This window comes from Amycolatopsis sp. GA6-003 (assembly GCF_046267895.1).
Taxonomy (GTDB): domain Bacteria; phylum Actinomycetota; class Actinomycetes; order Mycobacteriales; family Pseudonocardiaceae; genus Amycolatopsis.
In genome coordinates this window covers 6,094,484-6,116,684 of record NZ_CP176499.1, presented here as the reverse complement: position 1 = coordinate 6,116,684, position 22,201 = coordinate 6,094,484, and the positions used below count along the sequence as shown (strand labels likewise).

Annotated in this window: 16 protein-coding genes; 8 read left to right on the top strand and 8 right to left on the bottom strand. The window is 70.1% G+C overall.

Going from position 1 to position 22,201, the window contains the following annotated elements; genetic code table 11:
• Positions 1-2: 2 nt before the first annotated feature.
• Positions 3-2,687, bottom strand: a complete 2,685-nt coding sequence (locus F9C12_RS27735; protein WP_409462308.1) for a nitrate- and nitrite sensing domain-containing protein — start codon at positions 2,685-2,687, stop codon at positions 3-5.
• 137 nt (positions 2,688-2,824) lie between these two features.
• Here F9C12_RS27735 and F9C12_RS27730 point away from each other — a divergent pair, with 137 nt between their 5' ends.
• Positions 2,825-3,844, top strand: a complete 1,020-nt coding sequence (locus F9C12_RS27730) for an ABC transporter substrate-binding protein (RefSeq protein ID WP_409184716.1) — start codon at positions 2,825-2,827, stop codon at positions 3,842-3,844.
• Positions 3,845-3,847: 3 nt separating this feature from the next.
• On the opposite strand, the gene F9C12_RS27725 is transcribed toward F9C12_RS27730, so the two are convergent.
• A complete protein-coding gene (locus F9C12_RS27725; protein WP_409184715.1) occupies positions 3,848-4,468 on the bottom strand; it encodes a hypothetical protein in 621 nt (206 codons plus the stop codon).
• Positions 4,469-4,545: 77 nt separating this feature from the next.
• Here F9C12_RS27725 and F9C12_RS27720 point away from each other — a divergent pair, with 77 nt between their 5' ends.
• Positions 4,546-6,192, top strand: a complete 1,647-nt coding sequence (locus tag F9C12_RS27720) for a DNA repair helicase XPB (protein WP_409184714.1) — start codon at positions 4,546-4,548, stop codon at positions 6,190-6,192.
• 1 nt (position 6,193) lies between these two features.
• Here F9C12_RS27720 and F9C12_RS27715 read toward each other — a convergent pair whose 3' ends face one another.
• Together F9C12_RS27715 and F9C12_RS27710 are read right to left on the bottom strand one after the other, a co-directional pair.
• Entirely contained in the window at positions 6,194-6,838 is a 645-nt protein-coding gene (locus F9C12_RS27715; RefSeq protein ID WP_409462307.1) for a response regulator, read from the bottom strand.
• A complete protein-coding gene (locus F9C12_RS27710; RefSeq protein ID WP_409462306.1) occupies positions 6,829-8,247 on the bottom strand; it encodes a histidine kinase in 1,419 nt (472 codons plus the stop codon). Before F9C12_RS27710 ends, F9C12_RS27715 begins: the two co-directional genes overlap by 10 nt.
• A gap of 157 nt (positions 8,248-8,404) precedes the next feature.
• Here F9C12_RS27710 and F9C12_RS27705 point away from each other — a divergent pair, with 157 nt between their 5' ends.
• Together F9C12_RS27705 and F9C12_RS27700 are read left to right on the top strand one after the other, a co-directional pair.
• Positions 8,405-9,046, top strand: a complete 642-nt coding sequence (locus F9C12_RS27705; RefSeq protein ID WP_409462305.1) for a DedA family protein — start codon at positions 8,405-8,407, stop codon at positions 9,044-9,046.
• Between the two features lie 132 nt (positions 9,047-9,178).
• Positions 9,179-9,940 carry a DUF4253 domain-containing protein gene (locus F9C12_RS27700; RefSeq protein WP_409462304.1) on the top strand — a complete coding sequence of 254 codons (762 nt, stop codon included), beginning with the start codon at positions 9,179-9,181 and terminating at the stop codon, positions 9,938-9,940.
• A gap of 995 nt (positions 9,941-10,935) precedes the next feature.
• Here F9C12_RS27700 and F9C12_RS27695 read toward each other — a convergent pair.
• A complete protein-coding gene (locus F9C12_RS27695; protein WP_409462303.1) occupies positions 10,936-11,514 on the bottom strand; it encodes a TetR/AcrR family transcriptional regulator in 579 nt (192 codons plus the stop codon).
• A gap of 83 nt (positions 11,515-11,597) precedes the next feature.
• Here F9C12_RS27695 and F9C12_RS27690 point away from each other — a divergent pair, with 83 nt between their 5' ends.
• Together F9C12_RS27690 and F9C12_RS27685 are read left to right on the top strand one after the other, a co-directional pair.
• Entirely contained in the window at positions 11,598-12,479 is an 882-nt protein-coding gene (locus F9C12_RS27690) for an SDR family oxidoreductase (protein WP_409184708.1), read from the top strand.
• 202 nt (positions 12,480-12,681) lie between these two features.
• Positions 12,682-13,533, top strand: a complete 852-nt coding sequence (locus F9C12_RS27685) for a DUF72 domain-containing protein (protein ID WP_409462302.1) — start codon at positions 12,682-12,684, stop codon at positions 13,531-13,533.
• Positions 13,534-14,374: 841 nt separating this feature from the next.
• On the opposite strand, the gene F9C12_RS27680 is transcribed toward F9C12_RS27685, so the two are convergent.
• On the bottom strand, positions 14,375-17,161 hold the full coding sequence (locus tag F9C12_RS27680; protein WP_409462301.1) for a BTAD domain-containing putative transcriptional regulator: 2,787 nt from the start codon (positions 17,159-17,161) through the stop codon (positions 14,375-14,377).
• 67 nt (positions 17,162-17,228) lie between these two features.
• On the opposite strand from F9C12_RS27680, the gene F9C12_RS27675 reads away from it, so the two are divergent.
• Both F9C12_RS27675 and F9C12_RS27670 read left to right on the top strand, forming a co-directional pair.
• Positions 17,229-18,167: an o-succinylbenzoate synthase gene (locus F9C12_RS27675; protein ID WP_409462300.1), complete on the top strand. Its 939-nt coding sequence runs from the start codon at positions 17,229-17,231 to the stop codon at positions 18,165-18,167.
• Between the two features lie 85 nt (positions 18,168-18,252).
• Positions 18,253-18,462 (top strand): PspC domain-containing protein, encoded by a 210-nt coding sequence (locus F9C12_RS27670; protein ID WP_409184704.1) that lies wholly within the window; start codon positions 18,253-18,255, stop codon positions 18,460-18,462.
• 66 nt (positions 18,463-18,528) lie between these two features.
• On the opposite strand, the gene groL is transcribed toward F9C12_RS27670, so the two are convergent.
• Together groL and F9C12_RS27660 are read right to left on the bottom strand one after the other, a co-directional pair.
• Positions 18,529-20,157, bottom strand: a complete 1,629-nt coding sequence (gene groL, locus F9C12_RS27665) for a chaperonin GroEL (protein WP_037361473.1) — start codon at positions 20,155-20,157, stop codon at positions 18,529-18,531.
• Positions 20,158-20,423: 266 nt separating this feature from the next.
• Positions 20,424-22,166: a serine/threonine-protein kinase gene (locus tag F9C12_RS27660; protein ID WP_409462299.1), complete on the bottom strand. Its 1,743-nt coding sequence runs from the start codon at positions 22,164-22,166 to the stop codon at positions 20,424-20,426.
• Positions 22,167-22,201 lie beyond the last annotated feature (35 nt).

The following is a 22,201-nucleotide window of genomic DNA, read 5'->3' as shown; positions in this document are numbered from 1 at the left end:
CCTCATCCGTTTCGATCCAGTGGCGGGGTGTCTTCCCCCCTGGCGTGCCTGCCGCGCCGGAAGCCGCCTTGCAGGCTCGTCATCCGGGCGCGCACCGCGTCGGGGGAAAGCGAGAGTATCGGCCGCTGCTCCGGCTCCGCGGCGGGGCCGCCCGCCACGTCGGCGACCCGCAGGAACGGCCAGGTGTCCTCGGCGCCGTCCTCTTGTTCCAGGTGCTCGGGGGTCGGCCATTCCGGGGCCGCCGCCTCGTCCGGGTCTTCCGTCGGAAACTCCGGCGGCCCCTCGTAGGCGTGCCGCGGCTCGACGGCCGGGGGCTCGGGTTGGGGCTCCGGCTCCGGCTCCGGGTCTGGGTCGAAGGCGGGCACCTCCGGCATCGGCGCGACCACGCGCGGCTCCGGTGTCACCGGCTCCTCCGCCGGGGCGGAGAGATCGAACCAGCGCGACAGCACGTCGCGGTACGCGGGCATCCGGTCCGTCGGCGCGTCGATCTCCAGATGCGACCGCGCCGATTCGACCGGCCACGACGCCGCCTCTTCGACCACCGGCGCCCGCCGCAGCGGACCCGCGTCGTCGAGAGTCGGCGCGACCAGCTCGACCGGCTCGTCGGGCTCCTCGGGCGGAGCCAGCGGCGCGAGCGGGGCCAGCAGCTCCGGCTCCGGGGCGGGTTCCGGTTCGACCGGCGCGGGCGGCTGCGGCAGCGGCGGGGGCTCGGTGATCAGCGCCGCCGGGACGACGACCGTAGCGGTGAGCCCGCGTCCCTCGGCCGGGCTCAGCTTCACCGCGATGGCGTGCCGTTCGGCCAGCGTCGCGACCACGAACAGGCCCATCCGGCGCGACACCTCGACGTCGACCTCCGGCGGATGCGCCAGCCGCGCGTTGGTCCGGTCGATCTCCGCCTGCGGCATGCCCGCGCCGCGGTCGGTGATCTCGATCCGCCACGCCCCGTCCGGCGTCCGCGCGCTCTCCACGGTGACCGCCGTCTGCGGCCCGGAGTACCGGGTGGCGTTCTCCAGCAGCTCGGACACCACGTGCACCAGGTCGTTGACCGCGTCGCCGCGCACCGCGAGCGCCGGGGCCGGGCCGACCTCGATCCGCTGGTAATCCTCCACTTCGGACAGTGCGGCCCCGATGATCTCGTCGGCCACCACCGGTCCGGTGTCCTCGCGCACCAGGTCGGTGCCGGACAGCACCAGCAGGTTCTCGCTGTTGCGCCGCATCCGGGTGGCGAGGTGGTCGAGTTCGAACAGCCCGCCGAGCGTCTCCGGGTCCTGTTCGCCCGCCTCCATCCGGTCGAGCACGGACAGCTGCCGCTCCACCAGGTCCTGACTGCGCTGCGACAGGTTGACGAACATCGCGTTCACGTTCTCGCGCAGCATCGCCTGCTCGGCGGCCAGCCGGACCGCCTCGCCATGCACCGCGTCGAACGCGCGCGCGACCTGCCCGACTTCCTCGCGGGTGAAGATCGGCACCGGCGCGACCGCCGCCCGGTGCCGCAGGTTCTCCGGAGCCGGATCGGGTTCGGTCAGCAGCCGCTGCACGGCCTCGGGCAGCCGATGGTCGGCGACCTCGAGCGCGGTGCGCCGCAGGATCCGCAACGGCCGCAGCAGCGAGCGCGCGATCACCACCGACAGCACCCCGGCGACCAGCAGGACGCCGATGACGATTCCGCCGTCCCAGATCGTCGACGCGCGGGCGCTGGCGGCTCGTGCGTCCGTTTTCTCCTGGAGCTGGACGAGAAGCGCCTGCTGCACCTGATGGGCCAGATTGACCGTGTACGTGGACGCGGTGTCCCACTGGTCCGCGTCCAGGCCGGAGAGCGGCTGGTTGTTCTCCGTGCGGGTGAGCGCCGACTCGACCATGTCGTTGCCGATGTCGACGACGATGCCGATCACCGTGTCCGAGTACATCCGCTGCTCGTCCGGAGTGGCGAAGGTGCGGTAGTCGCTGCGCGCGGCGGCCAGCTCCGCCTCCGCGCCGAGCAGCGCGCGCGTCCGGTCCCGGTTGAGCGTGCCCTGCGCGAGCGCCTCGGACATGATCGCGCGCTTGACCGACATCTGGTCCTTGATCCGCGCGAGCGCGTTCCCGGCCAGCCGCAGCCGGGCCAGGTCGGGTTCGGTGACGTCGGCCGCGGCGGTGTCGCTGATGTCGAGCAGACCGGAGATCAGCTCGCTGTAGGAGCGGAGCACCGCGTCGGCCGGATACGCGGAGTGTTCGGCCGAATACCGGAGGCCGCCCAGCACGCGCAGCCGGTCGTCGCTCTGCTGCAGATCGCCCGCCGCGGAATCGTCCAGCCGCGTCTTGCTGTCGGCGAGCGACCGCTCGAACGCGCCGATCGCCAGGTCGACGCGGGTGCGCTGGCCGACGAGGACGTCGGTGGGGCCCTTGCGGTCGCCCGCGACGAACCGGACCGTGACGTCGCGTTCCCGCTGCAGCTGGTGCACGACCTCGGCGACGGTCGAGTCGACCCGGCAGCGCGCGGCGAACTCGGCGAGCTGGCGGGCGTCGCGTAGGTCGCTGTTGACCCGGAGGCCGACCAGCACGACCACGGCGAGCGCCGGGATCAGCAGGACGACGAAGAGCTTGGTGCGCAGCCGCCAGTTGCGCAGCCGCCACCGGCCGCCGACCGGACGCGAGGCAGCCGGATCCGCCGCGTCACCCGAACGGGGACGGTCGTCGCGACGGGTCACCTGTGCTTCCTTTTCCACCGCGGGGAACTTCTGCCCACGGACGTCCTCGGGCTCCGGCCGGAAACTACCGCTTGGTAGTTCCCGGCGAAAAGATCGGGAAGCCACCCTGGCGGGGGAACCGCCCTGCGGGCGATCGTATGGGCAGCGGCCCATACGATCCAGCACGAGGCAGAGATTCTCCCGGCAGGGGATGGCGAGTGAAAGCGACCGGTCTGAGGTTTGCGCTGGTGGCGACGTTGTTCGCGGTCAGCGGCTGCTCCGTGTTCGGATCCAGTGACGCCGGACAAGCGCAGCCGCCGGAACGCGCGACCCTGCGGGTCGGCGTCGCGAGCCCGATCGACACCGCCCCGCTGCGGATCGCGGTCGCGGCCGGAAAGTTCCGCCAGGCCGGGCTGAATGTCCAGCTGGTGGAACTCGGCGACAGCGACGGCGTGGAAAAACTGAAAGCCGGACAGGTCGATGTGACGTTCGGCAGCGACGTGTCGCTGTTCCGCGCCGCCGGGGCGGGCACCGCGCTGCAACTGCAGGGCGAGGCGTACACGTTCGGCCGCACGACTATCGCGCTCGTCACGTTGCCCGACTCCGACTACCCCGAGCCGACCGCGAAGAAGTCGCCGAAGATCGCGGTGGACTCCCCGGACGACATCGGCGCGCTCACCGCGCGGGCGGTGCTCGGCACGGCGGGCGTCGACAAATCGAAGATCGAATTCGTGCCCCGGCCGTTCGGGCAGATGCCCGCCGCGCTGCAGTCCGGCGACGCGGACGCCGCGCTGATGGTCGAGCCGTACCTCACCCGCGCGGAGAAGGAGCTGGGCGCGCGGGTCCTCGCCGACGGCTCGACCGGCGCCACCCTCGACTTCCCGGCCTCGGGCTACGCCGCGACCGGCCAGTTCGCCGCCGCCAACCCGCGCACGCTGACGGCGTTCCGGAACGTGCTCACCCAGGCCCAGCTCGCCGCGTCGGACACGGCGAAGGTGCGCGACGCGCTGCCGAGGTTCTCCGACATCGACCAGACCACCGCCGCGCTGATCTCGCTCGGCAGCTACCCGACCACGCTGTCGGCGACCCGGCTGCAGCGCGTGGCGGATCTCATGCACAGCTCCGGGCTGCTGGCCAACCGCCTCGACGTGGCGGCGATGCTGCCCAACGCCTGGTAGCCCTCAGATGCTCGCCCCGGTCGGCTGCAGGCAGATCGTGCGCACCGGCGGGCCGGCGTAGACCAGCGACAGGTCCTTGTCCCCGCAGCTCGACGCCGACTTCGTGCCGTCGTGGACGACCGCGCGCGCTTCCGCCTTGGGGTCGTCGCAGGCGACCTTCCCAACCTTCGACTCGTCGGAAACGTCGCGCACGCACTCGCCGGACACGACGTTCAACGCGAGGCACAGCGTCTGGGCCGGCCTGCTGGTGGTGCTGCGAGCCGACAAGTACAGCTCGAACCGCACGTAGTCCTCGCCGCGGCAGGAAGACCGGCCCTTCACGACGGTGTCGACGCGGTAGGTGGCGGCCTGTTCGGAGCACTCCGCGCCGGTGTAGGTCTGCGTGTCCGAGCCCAGCGAGGAGAGGTAGAGGCAGCTGCCCGCGACCGGAGGACCCGCCGAACGCACGACCGAGGCGAACCCGAACGCGGCGAGCGTGCCGAGCCCGAGCGCCACGACGACGAGGGCGGCGAAAAGCGCCTTTTGCTTGCCCGGCACGCGCTTCGGGCCGCCGTGGACCGGCTGCTGCGGGAGCGGCTGGTACGGGTTCGCGGCCGGCGGCGTGCCGAACGGTGGTGTGGTCACTGGGTCCCCTCCCGCGCTTCGTCCCGCCATCTTGGCATCCCCGGGCCGCGTTCCGGGAGGGAACGTATAAAGGAGAGGTGACTGATGGCCCCCTGATCGTCCAGTCCGACAAAACCGTGCTGCTCGAGGTCGACAATCCGCGTGCCGACGACGCGCGGATCGCGATCGCGCCGTTCGCCGAACTGGAACGAGCGCCCGAACACGTGCACACCTACCGGATCACGCCGCTCGCGTTGTGGAACGCGCGCGCGGCCGGGCACGACGCGGAACAGGTGGTCGACGCGCTCACCACGTACTCGCGTTTCCCGGTGCCGCAGCCGCTGCTGATCGACGTCGTGGACGTGATGGGCCGGTTCGGGCGGCTGCAGATCGCCAACCACCCGGCGCACGGCCTGGTGATGACCACCACCGACCGCGCGGTGCTCGAAGAGGTCTCGCGGAACAAGAAGATCAGCCCGATGCTGGGCGCGCGGATCGACGACGACACGGTGATCGTGCACCCGTCCGAACGCGGGCGGCTCAAGCAGGCGCTGCTGAAGGTCGGCTGGCCCGCCGAGGACCTCGCCGGGTACGTGGACGGCGAAGCGCATCCGATCGACCTCGCCGAGACCGACTGGCAGCTGCGCGACTACCAGCGGAAGGCGGCGGAAGCGTTCTGGGCGGGCGGTTCCGGCGTCGTCGTGCTGCCGTGCGGCGCGGGCAAAACGCTGGTCGGCGCGGCCGCGATGGCGCACGCCAAGGCGACCACGCTGATCCTGGTCACCAACACCGTCGCCGGGCGGCAGTGGAAGCGCGAACTGGTCGCGCGCACGTCGCTCACCGAGGACGAGATCGGCGAATACTCCGGGGAGAAGAAGGAGATCCGGCCGGTCACCATCGCGACGTACCAGGTGGTCACGCGCAAGACCAAGGGCGAGTACCGGCACCTGGAGCTGTTCGATTCGCGCGACTGGGGCCTGGTCGTCTACGACGAGGTGCACCTGCTGCCCGCGCCGGTGTTCCGGATGACCGCGGACCTGCAGTCGCGGCGACGGCTCGGGCTGACCGCCACGCTGGTGCGCGAGGACGGCCGCGAGGGCGACGTGTTCTCGCTGATCGGGCCCAAGCGGTACGACGTGCCGTGGCGCGACATCGAGGCGCAGGGCTGGATCGCGCCGGCGGAATGCACCGAGGTGCGAGTGACGCTGACCGAGAACGAACGCCTGCAGTACGCCACCGCGGACTCCGACGAGCGGTACAAGCTCGCGGCCACCGCGATGACGAAGATCCCGGTAATCAGGTCCATTGTGGACAAACACGTCGGCGAGCCGACCCTGGTGATCGGCGCGTACCTCGACCAGCTGGAGATGCTGGGCGCGGAGCTGGAGGCCCCGATCATCCAGGGCGCGACGAAGAACAAAGAGCGCGAGGAACTGTTCGACAAGTTCCGCCGCGGCGAACTGCGCACGCTGGTGGTGTCGAAGGTGGCGAACTTCTCGATCGACCTGCCGGAAGCGTCGGTGGCGATCCAGGTTTCGGGCACGTTCGGTTCCCGGCAGGAGGAAGCGCAACGCCTCGGCCGGCTGTTGCGCCCCAAGGGCGACGGACGGCAAGCGCACTTCTACTCGATCGTGTCCCGGGACACTGTGGACACGGAGTACGCGGCGCACCGGCAGCGATTCCTGGCCGAGCAAGGATATGCGTACCACATTGTCGACGCGGAGGATTTGCGGCGACCGCTGTGAATTACGAACCGAGGTAGCGGAGAACGGCCAGCACGCGACGGCTGTAACCTTTTGTTTGCGGCAGGTCGAGCTTGTCGAAGATCGCGTTCGCGTGCTTCTCCACGGCGCTCTGCGAAACGTACAGCAGCGTCGCGATGCTCGCGTTCGTGTGGCCCTGCGCCATTTTCTCCAGCACGTCACGCTCGCGCGGGGTCAGCCGGGCGAGCGCGTCCTCGTGCGACGTGCGGGCGACCAGCCTGCGCACCACCTCCGGATCGAAAGCCGCTCCGCCGGCCGCGACCCGGTCCAGCGCGTCGAGGAAGTCGCCGACCTGCGCGACCCGGTCCTTGAGCAGGTAGCCGACGCGCCCGCCGTCGCCGCCGATCAGCTTGGCCGCGTAGCGTTTCTCGACATATTGAGACAGCACGAGCACGCCGGTGCCCGGCCAGCGTTCGCGGATTTCCAGGGCGGCACGCAGCCCTTCGTCAGTGTGGGTCGGCGGCATGCGAACGTCGGTGACGACCACGTCCGGCTGGTATTCAGCGGTCGCTGCGAGAAGTTCCTCTCCATCGCCGACCGCAGCGACCACGTCGTGTCCTTCCTCCGCCAACAGCCGTACGAGACCTTCCCGGAGCAGCGTCGCGTCCTCGGCCAGAATCACTCGCACGGCAGGGTCACCCGCACTATGGTTGGCCCATTTTCGGGACTCTGTACGGAGAATTCGCCGTCCATTGCCGCTACTCGCCTTGCCAGTCCGGATAATCCACCGCTCGATCCTATTCGTGCGCCGCCGCAACCGTCGTCAGTGATCTCCGCTACCAGCTTGGTTTCTTCCCGGCGGACAGCAATCGTGACCTTATTGGCGTTGGCATGTTTGGCGGCATTGGTAACGGACTCGGACACCACGAAGTAGACCACAGTCGCCAACTCCGGCGAGGGCTCATCGAGCGCGTAACGAAGGTCGACTGGGATCGTCGCGCGCTCGGCCAAAGACTCCAGCGCAGCCTCAAGACCGCTTTCGTCTAGCGCGATCGGATACACGCGCCAGCTCACTTCTCTTAGCTCGCGCAACGCTTCCTGCGATTCCTCATGCGCTTGACGGACTAGCTCAGCCGCCCTTTGCGGATCATCCGCCCGACGCGCCCGACCGAGGAGAATCCCCAACGCGACCAGCCTTTGCTGCACCCCGTCATGCAAATCCCGCTCGATGCGACGCCGTTCGCCGTTGACCGCCTCGACCACTTCGCTCCGCGTGGTCGCCAACTCGGATACCCGGCGCCGCAACAGTTCTTGACCGCTGGGACCGAAAAACCGCCGCGCCAGCCGACGATCGAGCGCGGCCACCCCGATCAGTCCTTGTCCACAAAGGAATACCGCAATCGCGCCGAGGCCGAGCACCGGGAGCCAGTCCAGCGGTGTCCCTTCTCCCGCCCCACCAGGAGCCTGCCCGGTGACCAGCTGGACGAAGTAGATCGCCGCGGCCACGACGCCCGCGCCGACGCACACCCACACTCCTAGCGCGAGAAGCCCGGTCAAGCTGCGCGGAACGAGATATTGCAGAGCGCGGCGACCGTCGTAATCGTCGCCGTTCCGAGCGTCGAAGAACCGCCGCAGCCGAGCACGTTCGACTTCGGCGAGCCTGCGCGCTCCGCGGAACACGCGCGGCCGCGCCGCAGGTACGGCGAGGAGCGGCGCGGCGAGTACTACATACGGCAACTCGACGAGCGCCATCAACGCCCCCAGGCCAACACCTGCTGTGCGGCGCAGCACTCGCGATCTGTTCACGTCGTTCAGGCTAGCCAGACCGGTGGGGACGGAGTACTGCGGTTTTCCGCATTTCTCCAGGCGAGCAGTTGCAATGCGGCATCTTGGCTTTCCCCTCCGCGAGCCCACCCACCCCGCCACCTTCGCCATGCGGGCGTGCAATGGTGCGGGTTCCAGCAAGTCCCGCCGCACCGGCATCCCGCAACGCAACACCCGATCCAGCCGCGCCGACCCCACCGTGGTGTTCCGCATTTCTCCAGGTGAGCAATGCCATGCTGCGGCTTGGATTTCCCTCTCCGCGACCTCGCCCATCCAGCCACCTTCGCCAGCCGGGTACGCCACGGTGCGGGTTCCCCGCCACCAACCCCACTGCGGCTTTCCGCATTTCTCCGGGTGGCCGACCGCAATGTGTTGCGCCCCTTGGGTTTCTACCTTCGACCACGTTGCTTCCGTCGAGAAAGGACCCCTCGTGAACCTCATGCTCGCCACCCCCGCCGAACCCCTCACCGGACTGGCCGGATGGGCCGTCGGACTGATGGACTCGCTCGGCGGCGTCGGCGCCGCGATCGTCGTCGGCCTGGACAATCTGTTCCCGCCGATTCCCAGCGAACTCGTCCTCCCGCTGGCCGGATTCTCCGCGAGCCGCGGCACGTTCAGCCTGGCCGGCGCCCTCTTCTGGACGACCCTCGGTTCGCTGGCCGGTGCCGTGCTCGTCTACTGGCTGGGCGCCCTGCTCGGCCGCGAGCGCTGCCGGGCCCTGCTCAGCCGCCTGCCGCTGATGGACGCCGGCGACTTCGACCGCACCGAGGCGTGGTTCGCCCGGCACGGCGGGAAGGCGGTGTTCCTCGGCCGGATGGTGCCGATCTTCCGCAGCCTGATCTCGCTGCCGGCGGGCGTGGAACGCATGCCGTTCGGCCGGTTCCTGCTGCTCACGACGGCGGGCAGCCTGCTGTGGAACACCGCGTTCGTCGTGGCCGGATACCTGCTCGGGGAGAGCTGGTCGCTGGTGGACCGGTACGCGTCGGTGTTCCAGTACGTCGTGCTCGCCGCGGTGGCGCTCGCGGTCGGCGTGTTCGTCACGGTCCGGGTGCGCCGAGCCGCCCGGCGCTGATTTTTCTTCCCCTCGACCTGGGGTTCTCCCAGGTTCACTCGAACGAATGAGCGAGTGGCGCCCTGGAAATTGTCGGTGATTCGAACTACTGTTCGATATGCAGGCACCGAACACCAGTTCGAGGGGAAGCTCATGACGATCGCACCGTTCCGCCCCGGCGTCGGGGCACCGCCGGTCCAGACCTTGCCGCCAGGGCGCTGGCACGGGCGCATCTGGGTGTCGGAGGAGCCGCTCACGCGGCCGCAGCGGTACCTGAGCTGTGTCGCGGAGTTCGAGCGGTCGGGGCTGTGGCCCGTGCTGATCCCGCCCGACCAGCGCTTCTCCGCCCGCGGCGAAGACTGGCTGGACGACCGCGGCCGCCTCGCCCCCGCCGGCCACCGCGTCGGCAACGCCGACCCCGCCGAAGTACTGGCCCGCTGGTGGGACGGTTCCTGCTGCGAGGGAGCCTGCCTGCGGCCGTTCGGCACCCGCTTCCCCGGGTTGGCGAAACGCTCGCACCGCCGCTCCGACCCACTGGCCGAAGCGGGCAACACCGGCTCGATCCTGGCCGCCCGCACCCCGCACCGGCTGGGCCTGGTGCAGGCAGACCGCCCCGCCGACGTCCCGGCCCTCATCGGCTGGACGGGCATGATCAAGTCGACAGACCAGGTCGCGGAACTGTCCGCGGTCCTGCGCAGCTGGGAAGACCGCTTCGGCGCGACCCTGGTGACGCTGGGCTTCGATTCCCTGGAGTTGTCGGTCTCCGCCCCACCCCGAACCCACGCCAGGGCCCTGACCGTGGCGGCCGAACATCGAGCCTTCAGCCTCCCGACGTACCTCACCCAGCCAGGAAACCTGCGCGAGTACGCGACCTCGTTGGTACAGAGCCGGAGGTGGCGATTCTCCTGGGCGTGAAACAGTGAGAAGGTCCGGCCTGCGAGGCCGAAGACGACACAAGCTCCGCCGCGGCCGCAACGCATCCAGCAGCCTCCCCCGACCCGGCCGGGCTTGGCGAAGCTGGCGAGCCCGACGACTACGGCGGCGCTAACGAGCACGTCAGCGCTGACCGGCAGGTCAGCACTGACGGCACGGCAGCGCTGACGGATTCATCGGGCTCAACGGAGCTGGCGAATTCCTGAAACCGAGCGAAGCTGACGGCCTTCCCCCAGCCTGACGACATCTGGCAGCGCCGCCAGATTCGTCGGACTGAACGGAGCAGGCGAATTCCCCGAACCGAGCGAAGCCGCCAGCCACCTCCATCATGACGACCTCTGACAGCGCCGCCAGATTAGTGGGCCGAACCGAGCCAGGCTGAGCGGGGCCAGACCGAGCCAAGCCAGCCGGGGCCGAGCCGGGCCAGGCGAGCCGGGCCAAGGCGGGCCGGGCAAGCGAGCTAGGCCGTCCCAAGCCGGAGCGAGGTGGGCGGGGAGGGGCGGGGCAGGGCAAGCTGAGCGGGGCCGAGTCAGGCCGGTCTGGGCCGGGCTGGGCCGGACGGAGCGGGCCAAGCCAAGCCGAGCCGGGCGGGGCGGGGGCGGGGCGGGGCAGGCCGAGCGTGACCAAGCCGAGCCGGGCCGAGCCAAGTCAGGCCTGTCTGGGCTGGGCCTGTCTGGGCTGGGCCTGTCTGGACTGGGCTGGGCTGGGCTGGGCTGGGCTGGGCTGGGCTGGGCTGGGCTGGGCTGGGACGAGCCAAGCCAGGCTGGCACGGCGGCACTGCCAGCTCCGTAGAGCCGGAAGGCCCAGCCACCAATCCGGCGATGCCCATGAGCCAAGCCCGCCCCAGAGACATCCGGCAAACCTCCGCAGCTTGGCCGATTCACCGCAGCCCAAGGCCGCGAACACAGCAAAGCGCGATAGCACCCGCCTCCACACCAAGCCCTAACCCGCCAGCGAACAGTCCCCCAACCCGCCCGTCACTCCAATGTCGCAGCCGCCGCACGCAGTTCCCGCAGTGCGGCCACCGCGTACTGCGCAAGACCTCCCGCACTGTCCCGCTCGGCTTCGGACCATTGCGCATAACCCCGCTTGAACGCGAGAACCCCCAGCTCAGCCGCGAGGTGCGCCACCGCGTCGGGAACCCCGCGGGCGACCAGCGCGGCCGACATCGCCGCCGCGAGGCCGACGTTCTTCAGCGCGTCCCGTTCCTGCAGCTCGGTGCTGGCCGCCACCGCGGCCTTGAGGCGCGGGCCCAGCTCCCGGTTCGCCGGCCCCATAGCCCCGGAGGCGCGTTCGAGACCGGCCGCGACCGCCTCCAGCGGGCTGGCTTCCGAAGGGGCCTCGGCGATCCCCTCGGCGAGCAGCCGGCTGAGCGTCTCCTGGCCGGCGACCAGCAGCTCCCGCTTGTCGGAGAAGTGCCGGAAGAACGTGCTCTTGGTGACGCCTGCCCGCTCGGCGATCTGCGCAACGGTGGTGGCGTCGTACCCCTGCTCGGTGAACAGGTCGACCGCCGCCACGACAAGACGCTGAGTCGTCTCCGGTTGCCAGCGCGCCATGGCCTCATCCTAGGTGACGGGACAAGAGTCCCATCACTGTGTAGGGTGACGGGACAAAGGTCTCATCACCCAGGGAGAGTCCCATGCAGGTTTTCGTCACCGGCGGCACGGGCACCATCGGCTCCGCGGTCGTGGCCGAGCTGCTCGCCAGCGGGCACACCGTTCTCGCGCTGGCCCGTTCGGACAAGTCCGCGCAAGCCCTCACCGACGCCGGTGCCCAGGTGCTGCGCGGTCAACTCGCCGACCTCGACGTCCTGCGGACCGGTGCCGCCCAGTCGGACGGGGTGATCAGCCTGGCGTTCGGCAGCGACTACAGCACCGAGGAAGCACTTGCCCGGTCGATCGCCGAAGAAAGCGCCGCCATGGCCACGTTGGGAGAAGCACTCGCCGGCAGCGACCGTCCGCTCGTCACTGTCTCGGGTACGCCATGGGTCGCCGGTCGCGCCGCCACTGAGGACGATCCGCTGCCGACCGACGGACCAGTCGGCGGACGCGCCCGCTCGGTCAACGCGCTCCTCGCAATGGCCTCGCGCGGTGTACGCACCACGGCGGTCCGCATGCCGCGCACGGTCCACAACGAAGGCAAAGGCGGATTCGCCGGACTGCTCACCGAGCAGGCCCGCCGCACCGGCGTAGTCGGCTACCCCGGCGACGGCACCCAACGCTGGCCGGCCGTGCACGCCCTCGACGCGGCAGTGTTGTTCCGCCTGGCACTGGAATCGGCACCGGCCGGAACGGCCTGGCACGCCGTGGCCGACGAGGGCGACGCGGTCCGCGACATCGCAGCCGTCATCGGCCGACGCCTCGGTCTGCCGGTCGAATCCGTGCCACCGGAGAACTTCGGCCCGTTCGGCCCGATCTTCGCCATGGACCAGCCCGCCACCAGCGTCCGCACTCGCGAAGCCCTCGGCTGGCAGCCCACCCACCCGAACCTGCTCGAGGACCTGGAGCACCTCCAACCGTAAACCGCACCGCTGACCAGCCTTCCCTTGCCAGCCAACGGTTTCGTGCTCACCACCGCAGGTCTAAACCAGCGACCAGCTACCTGAGACTCCCGTCCCTCAACCTAGGACATCTGTCCCAATAGTTAGCCCGGCTGTCCCGAAAACACCCGTCCGGACGGGTTTCCGCAACCGTCTGGACGGGAACCCCGGACAGCGAAAGGCGGTGAGGGAGATCGGCCAGATCCGAGTGGGCACGTCCGGCTGGCGATACCCGCCGTGGCGCGGCGCGTTCTACCCCTCCGGCCTGCCGCAACGGCGCGAACTCGAGTACCTCTCCCGCCAGATGAACGCCGTCGAACTCAACGGGTCCTTCTACTCGCTCCAACGACCGGAGCGATACCTCGGCTGGCACGCCGAAACCCCGCCCGGATTCGTGTTCGCGGTCAAGGGCGGCCGGTTCATCACTCATCTCAAACAACTGCGCGACGTCGAAACCGCGCTCGCCAACTTCTACGCGTCCGGCGTCCTCGCACTCGCCGACAAACTGGGCCCGTTCCTCTGGCAACTCCCCCCGCGGCTGGCCTTCGACCCGGACCGGGTCGCCACGTTCCTCGGCCAACTCCCCCGCACCACCAGCGAGGCAGCCGCCCTCGGGGCGAAGCACGACGACAAGCTCAAGTCCGCCGCGTTTCTGAAACCGGGCCCCGACCGCCCAATCCGGCACGCCCTCGAAGTACGCCACGAGAGCTTCACCACCCCCGAAGCACTGGACCTGCTCAAGAAACACCGGATCGCCCTGGTCACCTCGGACGCGGCCGCGCCCTGGCCGTACCGGGAGGACCAGACCACTGACTTCAGCTACGTCCGCCTGCACGGCTCGGAAGAGCTCTACACCAGCGATTACTCCGATTCCGCCCTGCGCGACTGGGCCGCGAAGATCACCGAATGGCACGACGGCGGCCGCCGAGACGTGCACGTCTACTTCGACAACGACAGCAAAGTCGCGGCCCCGCGCAACGCCGTCACGCTGACCCGCCTGCTCGACCTCCCCGCCGAACCCGCCCCGGCACAGTGAGCGAACAGTGAGCGCCCTCAGGTTGGGTGGTGGCACGGGCCGCCGGTGGTCTACGTGCTGCCGCTGGGGGTCGGCACGCGGACCACCGCGCCCCGCTGACCTCAGGTGACCAGCAGGAAACGCCCCGCCAAACGGCCGAAGTCGCTTGCCCCCGCCGGGTGGTCCAACCAATCCCGCGCCGCCGCGGTGGGACATCCCACACCAGCCGCCGACTGCGCTCGCCTCGGCCCGGATCAGAGTGGACCAGCACAGCCCAGTCAAGACTCCGGCACCCCGCCCACCGCTCCCTGGTCCGCATCCGGATGAACCAGTCTCGCCAAGAACGAGACCGCACCCTGCCAACCGCTCCGAGTCGCCTCGGCGCAGCAGTGCTCTCGCACGCGGAGCCCGCAGTCGCGCGACGATGCGGCAGTGCGGACAGCACGACAGTGCGGCAGTGCGGCAGTGCGGCGGCGCGGCGGCGCGGCGGGGTCTCGTTGCCCTGGGGCAGCGCAGCATGGCGACCGTGCGGCGGCGTCGCGGCAGCGCGGCAGCGCGGCGGCGCAGCAGTACGGCAGCGCGGCGGCACAGCAGTGCGGCGTCACGGCAGCGCGGCAGTGTGACATCACGGCGCTGCGGTGGTACGGCAGTGCGGTCTCGCGAAGATTCGACGGCGTGACAGTGCGACCTCACGGTCTGGCGGCGAACAGTCTCAAGTCACGACGATGCCGCAATACCGCGGCTGTGCGGAGTTACGTCGACACGGCAGTGCGCGGCCGTAGTCTCACAACAGACGGTCACGCAGAAAGTGCAGCAGCATCGCCAACTCGCAACCACCGCCGCATCAAGCCGGCACTCGAACCTACCCCCGTACCAACCCAGCCAACTGTGCCCGCACCCGTTCCGCGTCCGGGTGATCCAGTCGGGTCAGCAAGCGGACCGCGCGGAGCCAGCAGTCTCTCGCGGCTGCTGTGCGGCCGTAGCGGAGGTGGGCGGTGCCCAGTTCCGACAGGACGTCCGCGGCCTCATACTCCTCGTCCATCGCGAAGAACATGTCCACCGCTTCGGACAGGCACTCGATTCCCTCCACGTGCCGTCCCAAGCCGAGCAGTGCTCGGGCTCTCGCGGCCAGCGAGAAGCGGCCTTGCGGGAGGTCATCGGGCGGGACCAGGGCCAGCGCCTCGTCCGCGAGCGACAGCGCCTGCGGGTAATCTCCCATCATCGCGCACAAATCACCCAAGGCGCGCAAAACGTTCGCCTCTACCGAGGTGAACCCCAGTTCCCTCGTGATTTCCAGCGACCGCAGGCCATGCCGGTAAGCCTCCGGGAAATCTTCGATGCCCTGCGCGGTCATCGCCAGGTTGTAGCGCGCCCGAGCCTCCCCGGGCAGCGAACCCAACTCCAGCTGCACAGCCAGCGCCTGCTCCAGATATTCGCGCGCCAGCACGTAATTTCGGGCGACTCCCTCGATCACGCCCAGTCCATTGAGGATCGCCGCTTCGCCGTGCCGTTCACCGGAATTCCGCGCTGCTCGCAGGCCGATCTCGAAGACGTACCGCCATTCGTCGACCCTTGCCCGGCCAGCAAAATAGGTGAACAGCGACCACGCCAGGCGCCAGCATTGTGCGTATCGTCCGATTCGGAACGACCACTGGATCACCGAGAGCAGGTTTCCGTGTTCCTCGATGAACCACGCCAGCGCCTGGTGGAAATCCGAAAACTCTAGCGCGCCATCAGACGGGATCGGGCCGATTTCGTCCATCAGCTGGTTCGGACGCATCGCCAAACCCGCGTTTCGTGCCGACGCGATGCACCAGTCGAGCAGGCGCGCGCTGGCCGCGGTGCGTTCGGCGGCGTCGTCTTCCTGCTCCGACAATTCCTTCGCATAGTCGCGAATCAGGTCGTGGAACTGGTACCGGCCCGGCTTCGGCTGGATGAGCAGGTGCGTCGAAACGAGGGTGTCGAGAGCGCCGCGAGTCTCCTTTTCGGACCGTCCGTTGAGCGCGACTGCCATGCCCAGCGACAAATCCGGCCCGACCGACAGCGCCAGCAACCGCAGCAGTCGCGCGGCCGCGGGGCACAAAACCCGGTAGGAATAAGAGAAAACTGTGCGGATATTGGTTTCGTCGCCGTCGCCGAGATCGAACGTGCTCAACCGGCCGGCGTCCGAGGGCAGCGCCGCGACGAACTCGTCCAGCGGCAACTTCGGGAACTGCGCGGCGCGCACGGCGAGGATCCGGATCGCCAGCGGCAGGCCGCCGCAGTACTGCACAAACCGGTCGGCCGCGCCGGGATCCTCGTGCACCCGTTCGACGCCGATGGCCGACGCCAGCAGTTCCACCGCCTCTTCACTGTCCAATTCAGACAGTGCGATCCGCCGGGCGCCGTGGGTCGCGACCAGCCCGCGCAGTTGCCAGCGGCTCGTCACCACGACCAGACATCCCGGACCAGGCAGCAAATACCGCACTTGCTCGGTGCTGTTCGCGTTGTCCAGCACGACCAACAGCCGCCTGCCGGTGGTGTACGTGCGCCAGGTCGCGGCGCGTTCGTCCAAACCGGACGGGATGCGGTCGGCGGGAACGCCCAACGCGGTGAGCATCGTTTCCAGCGCGGCGAGCGGAGGCACCGGTGCTCCGGGGCCGTAGCCGCGCAGGTCCAGAAACACTTGCCCGCCGGTGAAACGGTCGGCGATCTGGTGTGCGAAGTGGACGGACAGGGTGGTTTTCCCTTGTCCGCCCATGCCTTCCACCGACGCGATCGGCGTGGAAGTGCCGTCGTCGAGGGCTTCCGGAAGCAATGCCCGCAGGGCTTTCAAATCCGCTGCACGACCGGCGAAAGCGCCTAGATCAGCCGGAAGCTGGTGCGGGATATGGGGTTCCAGGGGAGTACGGAACCGCGTGCCTTCGTCGCCGCCCAAGACGAGTCGGTGCGCGCGCTGCAGTCCGGCACCGGGATCCAAGCCCAGTTCCTCGGCGAGCAGTCCGCTGATCCGCCGGTACACGTCCAGCGCCTCGGCCTGCCGTCCGGAGCGGAGCAGCGCGTACATCAGCTGCTCATGCGGGCGTTCCCGCAGCGGATGTTCGCGCGTCAACTGCTCCAGCTCGGGCACGACCGTCTCGTATTCGCCGACTGTCAACAGCGTCTCGGCCCACTGCTCCCGGACCCGCGTGCGTTCCTCGGCGAGCTGCCCGACCTCGTCCCGGTGCAGCGCGTCCGACTCCACGTTCTGCAGAGCCGAACCCCGCCACTGACTGAGCGCGTCCTCGAAATACCCCGCAGCCCGCCGGTGCTCGCCTCGTTCCGCCGCGCTGCGGCCCCGCGCCGCGAACTGGCGGAATCGACCGAGGTCCACCGCGTTCTCGTCGACTTCCAACAGGTAGCCACCGCGTTCGGTGCGGATCGCCGCGCCGTCGCCGAGCGCCCGGCGCAGCCGCAGGACGTACGTCTGCAGCGCGCCCTTGGACCGGCGCTGGTCGTCGCCCCACAGCCAGTGGCTGAGCACGTCGACCGACACCAGCCGGTTGGCCCGCAGCAGCAGTCCGGCGAGCACGATCAGCGGGCGGCTGCCGCCCAGCGGCACCGCCTGATCCCCGGCCAGCACCTCGGCCGGGCCGAGCACCCGGAAGTCGAGGCCGTCCACACGTTCCATTGTGGCGTTGAGACGGCCCCCGCGGCACCTCGGTTCCGCCGCCGCGGCGATGGCATGATCGGCAGTCATGCAGGTTTACGCGCTCCCGCTGCACACTCGGTTCCGCGACATCACCGTCCGTGAAGGACTTTTGCTCCGCGGCGCCGCCGGCTGGGGCGAGTTCTGCCCGTTCGCGGACTATTCGGACACCGAGAGCGTCCCCTGGCTCGCCGCCGCGCTCGAAGCGAGCGAAGAAGGCTGGCCCGAGCCGGTCCGGGACCGCATCGAGGTGAACACGACTGTCCCCATCGTGTTGCCCGAACGCGCCTACGAACTGGTCCGCGCGTCCGGCTGCCGCACGGCGAAGGTCAAGGTCGCCGACAAACGCGCGACGCTCGCCGAGGACTGCGCGCGCATCGAGGCGGTCCGCGACGCACTGGGTCCGTCCGGTGCGATCCGCGTCGACGCCAACATGGCTTGGGACGTCGACACCGCCGTGCACGCCCTGGCGGAACTGGACCGCGCGGCCGGTGGACTGGAGTACGCCGAACAGCCGTGCCCGACCATCGACGACCTGGCTGCCGTCCGCCGCCGGGTGTCGGTGCGGATCGCGGCCGACGAGTCGATCCGCCGCGCGGAGGATCCGCTGAAGGTCGCCGTCGCCGGGGCCGCCGACATCGCCGTGCTCAAGGTCGCGCCGCTCGGCGGAGTGCGGCGTGCGCTGGAAGTCGCGGAGGCGTGCGGGCTGCCGTGCGTGGTGTCCTCAGCGGTCGAGACGAGCGTCGGACTGGCCGCCGGGCTGGCCCTCGCCGGAGCGTTGCCGGAGCTGGATTTCGCGTGCGGACTTGGCACGATGTCGTTGCTGCGCGGCGATGTCTGCACCACGACACTGTCCCCTGTGGACGGTTATCTGCCGGTCCCGCGGCAGGCGCCGGAGCCCGACGCCTTCGCCGAGTTCGCCGCCTCGCCCGAGGTCGAAGCGGCGTGGCTGGACCGGTTCGAGCGGGTCCGGAAGATCAGCGGGTAAGGGAGACTTCAGGGTCGCGGCCCCGGGGCTTTCTCCGGGGCGATCCCGGATGTGCGGGGCGCCGCGGTCGCGGAGTATTGCTGACATGACGGACACCACGCAGGCCGCACCGGCCAAGAAGATCTTCCGCAGCCGCTCCGACCGCATGCTCACCGGCGTGTGCGGCGGATGGGCCAACTACCTCAACGTCGACCCCTCGATGGTGCGCATCGCCGCGGTCGCCGGGGCCGTGCTCTCGGCAGGCGTGATCCTCCCGGTCTACGCCGCCGCTGCCGTCCTGACCCCGGAAGACTGAGCCGGGAACGGGCGAAGCCCGGCCCACCGCGAAGGTGAACCGGGCTTCGCCGGAAAGCAGCCGAACTCAGAAGTCCATGCCACCCATGCCGCCGGACGGATCGGCCGGAGCGGCAGCAGCCTTCTCCGGCTTGTCCGCGACGACAGCCTCGGTGGTCAGGAACAGCGCCGCGATGGAAGCGGCGTTCTGCAGCGCGGAGCGGGTGACCTTCGTCGGGTCCGGCACGCCGGCCGCGAGCAGGTCCTCGTACTCGCCGGTGGCGGCGTTCAGGCCGTGGCCCTGCGGCAGGCCCTTGACCTTCTCCGCCACGACGCCGCCCTCGAGACCGGCGTTGATCGCGATCTGCTTGAGCGGAGCCTCGACGGCCACCTTGACGATGTTGGCGCCAGTCGCCTCGTCGCCCTCGAGCTTCAGGCCCGCGAACGCGGCCTCGGCGGCCTGGATCAGGGCCACGCCACCGCCGGCGACGATGCCCTCTTCCACGGCGGCCTTGGCGTTGCGCACCGCGTCCTCGATGCGGTGCTTGCGCTCCTTCAGCTCGACCTCGGTCGCGGCGCCGGCCTTGATGACGGCCACGCCGCCGGCCAGCTTCGCGAGCCGCTCCTGCAGCTTCTCGCGGTCGTAGTCCGAGTCGGAGTTCTCGATCTCCGCGCGGATCTGGTTGACGCGACCCTGGATCTGGTCGGCGTCGCCGGCGCCCTCGACGATGGTGGTCTCGTCCCGGGTGATGACGGCCTTGCGGGCGCGGCCCAGCAGCGACAGGTCCGCGTTCTCCAGCTTGAGGCCGACGTCCTCGGAGATGACCTGGCCGCCGGTCAGGATCGCGATGTCCTGCAGGATCGCCTTGCGGCGGTCGCCGAAGCCCGGGGCCTTGACGGCGACGGACTTGAAGGTGCCGCGGATCTTGTTGACGACCAGGGTCGCCAGGGCTTCGCCCTCGACGTCCTCGGCGATGATCAGGAGCGGCTTGCCGGACTGGATGACCTTCTCCAGCAGCGGCAGGACGTCCTTGACGTTGGAGATCTTGGAACCGAAGAGCAGGACGTACGGGTCCTCCAGCTCGGCTTCCTGGCGCTCCGGGTCGGTCACGAAGTAACCGGACACGTAGCCCTTGTCGAAGCGCATGCCCTCGGTGAGCTCCAGCTCGAGCCCGAAGGTGTTGCTCTCCTCGACGGTGACGACGCCTTCCTTGCCGACCTTGTCCAGCGCCTCGGCGATCAGCTCGCCGATGGTGCGGTCAGCGGCCGAGATCGAGGCGGTAGCAGCGATCTGCTCCTTGGTCTCGATCTGGACGGCGGCCTTGTGCAGCTGCTCGGTGATGGCCTCGACAGCCGCCTCGATGCCGCGCTTCAGCGAGATCGGGTCGGCGCCGGCCGCGACGTTGCGCAGGCCCTCGCGCACGAGCGCCTGGGCGAGCACGGTGGCGGTGGTGGTGCCGTCGCCCGCGACGTCGTCGGTCTTCTTGGCAACTTCCTTGACGAGCTCGGCCCCGATCTTCTCCCACGGGTCCTCGAGCTCGATCTCCTTGGCGATGGAGACACCGTCGTTGGTGATCGTCGGCGCGCCCCACTTCTTTTCGAGCACGACGTTCCGGCCCCGCGGGCCGAGGGTCACCTTGACGGCTTCGGCGAGGGTGTTCAAGCCGCGCTCAAGACCGCGGCGGGCGTCCTCGTCGAACGCGATCAGTTTGGCCATTGCGGTGTGGTCCTCCGGTATTGGGCGCCACCGCCGCGCTGTCTCCAGCGGCGGCAGCAGGACACGTCCTCGGCCAGGCTCGGTGCCCGCGACGGACGACTGACCGGTGGGTCAGCCTCACCGTCCCGACCTTCAGGCAGGCGGTCGGTGACCGCTCGCCTAGCACTCGACGGCGTCGAGTGCCAATGCCGTGTTTAGCACTCTCCGGGGTCGAGTGCAAGGAGCGCAGGTCAGGCTTGGTGCCGCGGTGGACCAGGTCTACCCGGTCAGTGGCTCGGCTGGATGTGGATCGACGACGGCGGCGGGCGCAGCGACGACGGACCGGCCGACTTCGAGCCGCCCGGACCGACCGGGATGTTGGGAGCCGAGGACGCCGGAGCGGTGCCGCCGCTGCCGTTGTCGTCGCCGCCGAAGAGGAAGATCGCGCCGACGACGAGCCCGGCCGCGACGAGCACTCCCAGCGCGATCCACAGCCACTTCAGGCCGCCGCTCTTGGACTGCTTTTCGAACGCTCCCGCGCCGCCCGCGGGGGACGGCGGGCGCAGCCGCATCGGGTCGCCGAAGGCCTGCTGGTTCGGGTGGCCCTGCTGGTTCGGCTGACCGGGGTAGCCGGGCTGGTTCGGGTAGCCGCCGTAGCCGGGCGGGGGGCCTTGCGGTGCTTGCTGGGCGGGGCCGGGCTGGCCGGGCTGACCCGGCTGGCCCGGGTAGCCGTAGCCGGGCGGGGGGCCCGCCGGTGGCTGGCTCGAGTAGCCCTGCTGACCTTGCTGCTGGCCTGGCTGTCCGGGCTGCTGCTGGCCGGGGTGTCCGGGCTGCTGCTGTCCGGGCTGGCCGGGGTGTGCTGGATAACCGGGCGGGGGCTGGTTGCCGTAACCGGCGGGACCGCCGTAGCCGCCCTGGCCGGGGTATCCCGCTTGGCTGGGTTGCGGAGCACCCCAGGCGCCGGGAGCGCCCTGGCCGCTGGGTGCACCCGCGCCAGGTCCTGCTCCGGGGCCCTGCTGCCCGCCCGGTCCGCCGGGACCGCCCTGCCCAGCCGGTCCGCCGGCACCGGGCGCACCCGATCCGGGGCCGCCCGATCCGGGACCGCCAGCGCCGCCAGGTCCTTGCTGCATGCCCGCCTCCGGAAGTCCGTTCGGCCGGGCGGGGCCCGGCGGGGTGTCCGAGGTCGCGAGGGGGCCGAGCGCGACCCTGGCCGCGGCGATCATCGCGACGCAGTTCGGGTACCGGTCGTTCGGGTTCTTCGCCATGCCCTTGCGGATGACGTCGTCCAGGGCGGCCGGGAGCGCGACCACGCTCGCCACCGACGGCGGTTCCCCGCCGAGGTGGCCCTTGATGACGGTCGGGACGTCGCCGCGGAACGGCGGGTTGCCGGTCAGGCAGGCGAACAGCACGCAGGTGAGGGCGTACTGGTCGGTGCGGCCGTCGAGCGGCTCGCCGCGCAGGTGTTCCGGCGCGGCATACGTGGGCGAGCCGAGGAAGTCGCCGCCGCGCGTGCGGTGGCCGGTGGCGCCGCGGCGGGTCAGGCCGAAGTCGGCGACGTAGACGTGCTCGCGGGACGTCTCGCGGCTGGTGACGAGGACGTTGGCCGGTTTGACGTCGAGGTGCACGAGGCCGTGGTTGTGCAGCGTGTCGAGGGCGTCGGCGACCTGGTCGAGCAGGCTGAGCGCGCGCGCTGGGCTGATCGGGCCCGCGGACATCAGGCCGGCGAGGTCGCCGCCGTCGACCATCCGCATGGCGATGTAGAGCATGCCGTCGAGCTCGCCGAAGTCGTACAGCGGGACGACGTTGGCGTGGTCGATCGCGGAGGTGTTGCGTGCCTCGTCGACGAACCGTTCGCGGAACTCGGCGTCGGCGCCGAGGTGGTCACCGATGACCTTCAGCGCCACCTTGCGGCCGAGCCGCGTGTCCGTGGCCTGATAGGTCACGCTCATGCCGCCCTTGCCGAGCACCGAGTCGATGCGGTAGTGGCCCAGCTGGCGACCGGTGAGGTCCCCCGACACGTCGCCTGTCACGCAGCGCAGCTTAACGCGCCGGTATCGGCTGCCAC

What these genes read in the sequence shown, in the direction of transcription:
- F9C12_RS27680 (WP_409462301.1), bottom strand. Translation starts at nt 17,161, where the DNA reads ATGGAACGTGTGGACGGCCTCGACTTCCGGGTGCTCGGCCCGGCCGAG.
- F9C12_RS27690 (WP_409184708.1), top strand. Translation starts at nt 11,598, where the DNA reads ATGCAGGTTTTCGTCACCGGCGGCACGGGCACCATCGGCTCCGCGGTC.
- F9C12_RS27700 (WP_409462304.1), top strand. Translation starts at nt 9,179, where the DNA reads ATGACGATCGCACCGTTCCGCCCCGGCGTCGGGGCACCGCCGGTCCAG.
- F9C12_RS27670 (WP_409184704.1), top strand. Translation starts at nt 18,253, where the DNA reads ATGACGGACACCACGCAGGCCGCACCGGCCAAGAAGATCTTCCGCAGC.
- F9C12_RS27730 (WP_409184716.1), top strand. Translation starts at nt 2,825, where the DNA reads ATGGGCAGCGGCCCATACGATCCAGCACGAGGCAGAGATTCTCCCGGC.
- F9C12_RS27710 (WP_409462306.1), bottom strand. Translation starts at nt 8,247, where the DNA reads ATGGGCGAGGTCGCGGAGAGGGAAATCCAAGCCGCAGCATGGCATTGC.
- F9C12_RS27675 (WP_409462300.1), top strand. Translation starts at nt 17,229, where the DNA reads ATGCAGGTTTACGCGCTCCCGCTGCACACTCGGTTCCGCGACATCACC.
- groL (WP_037361473.1), bottom strand. Translation starts at nt 20,157, where the DNA reads ATGGCCAAACTGATCGCGTTCGACGAGGACGCCCGCCGCGGTCTTGAG.
- F9C12_RS27695 (WP_409462303.1), bottom strand. Translation starts at nt 11,514, where the DNA reads ATGGCGCGCTGGCAACCGGAGACGACTCAGCGTCTTGTCGTGGCGGCG.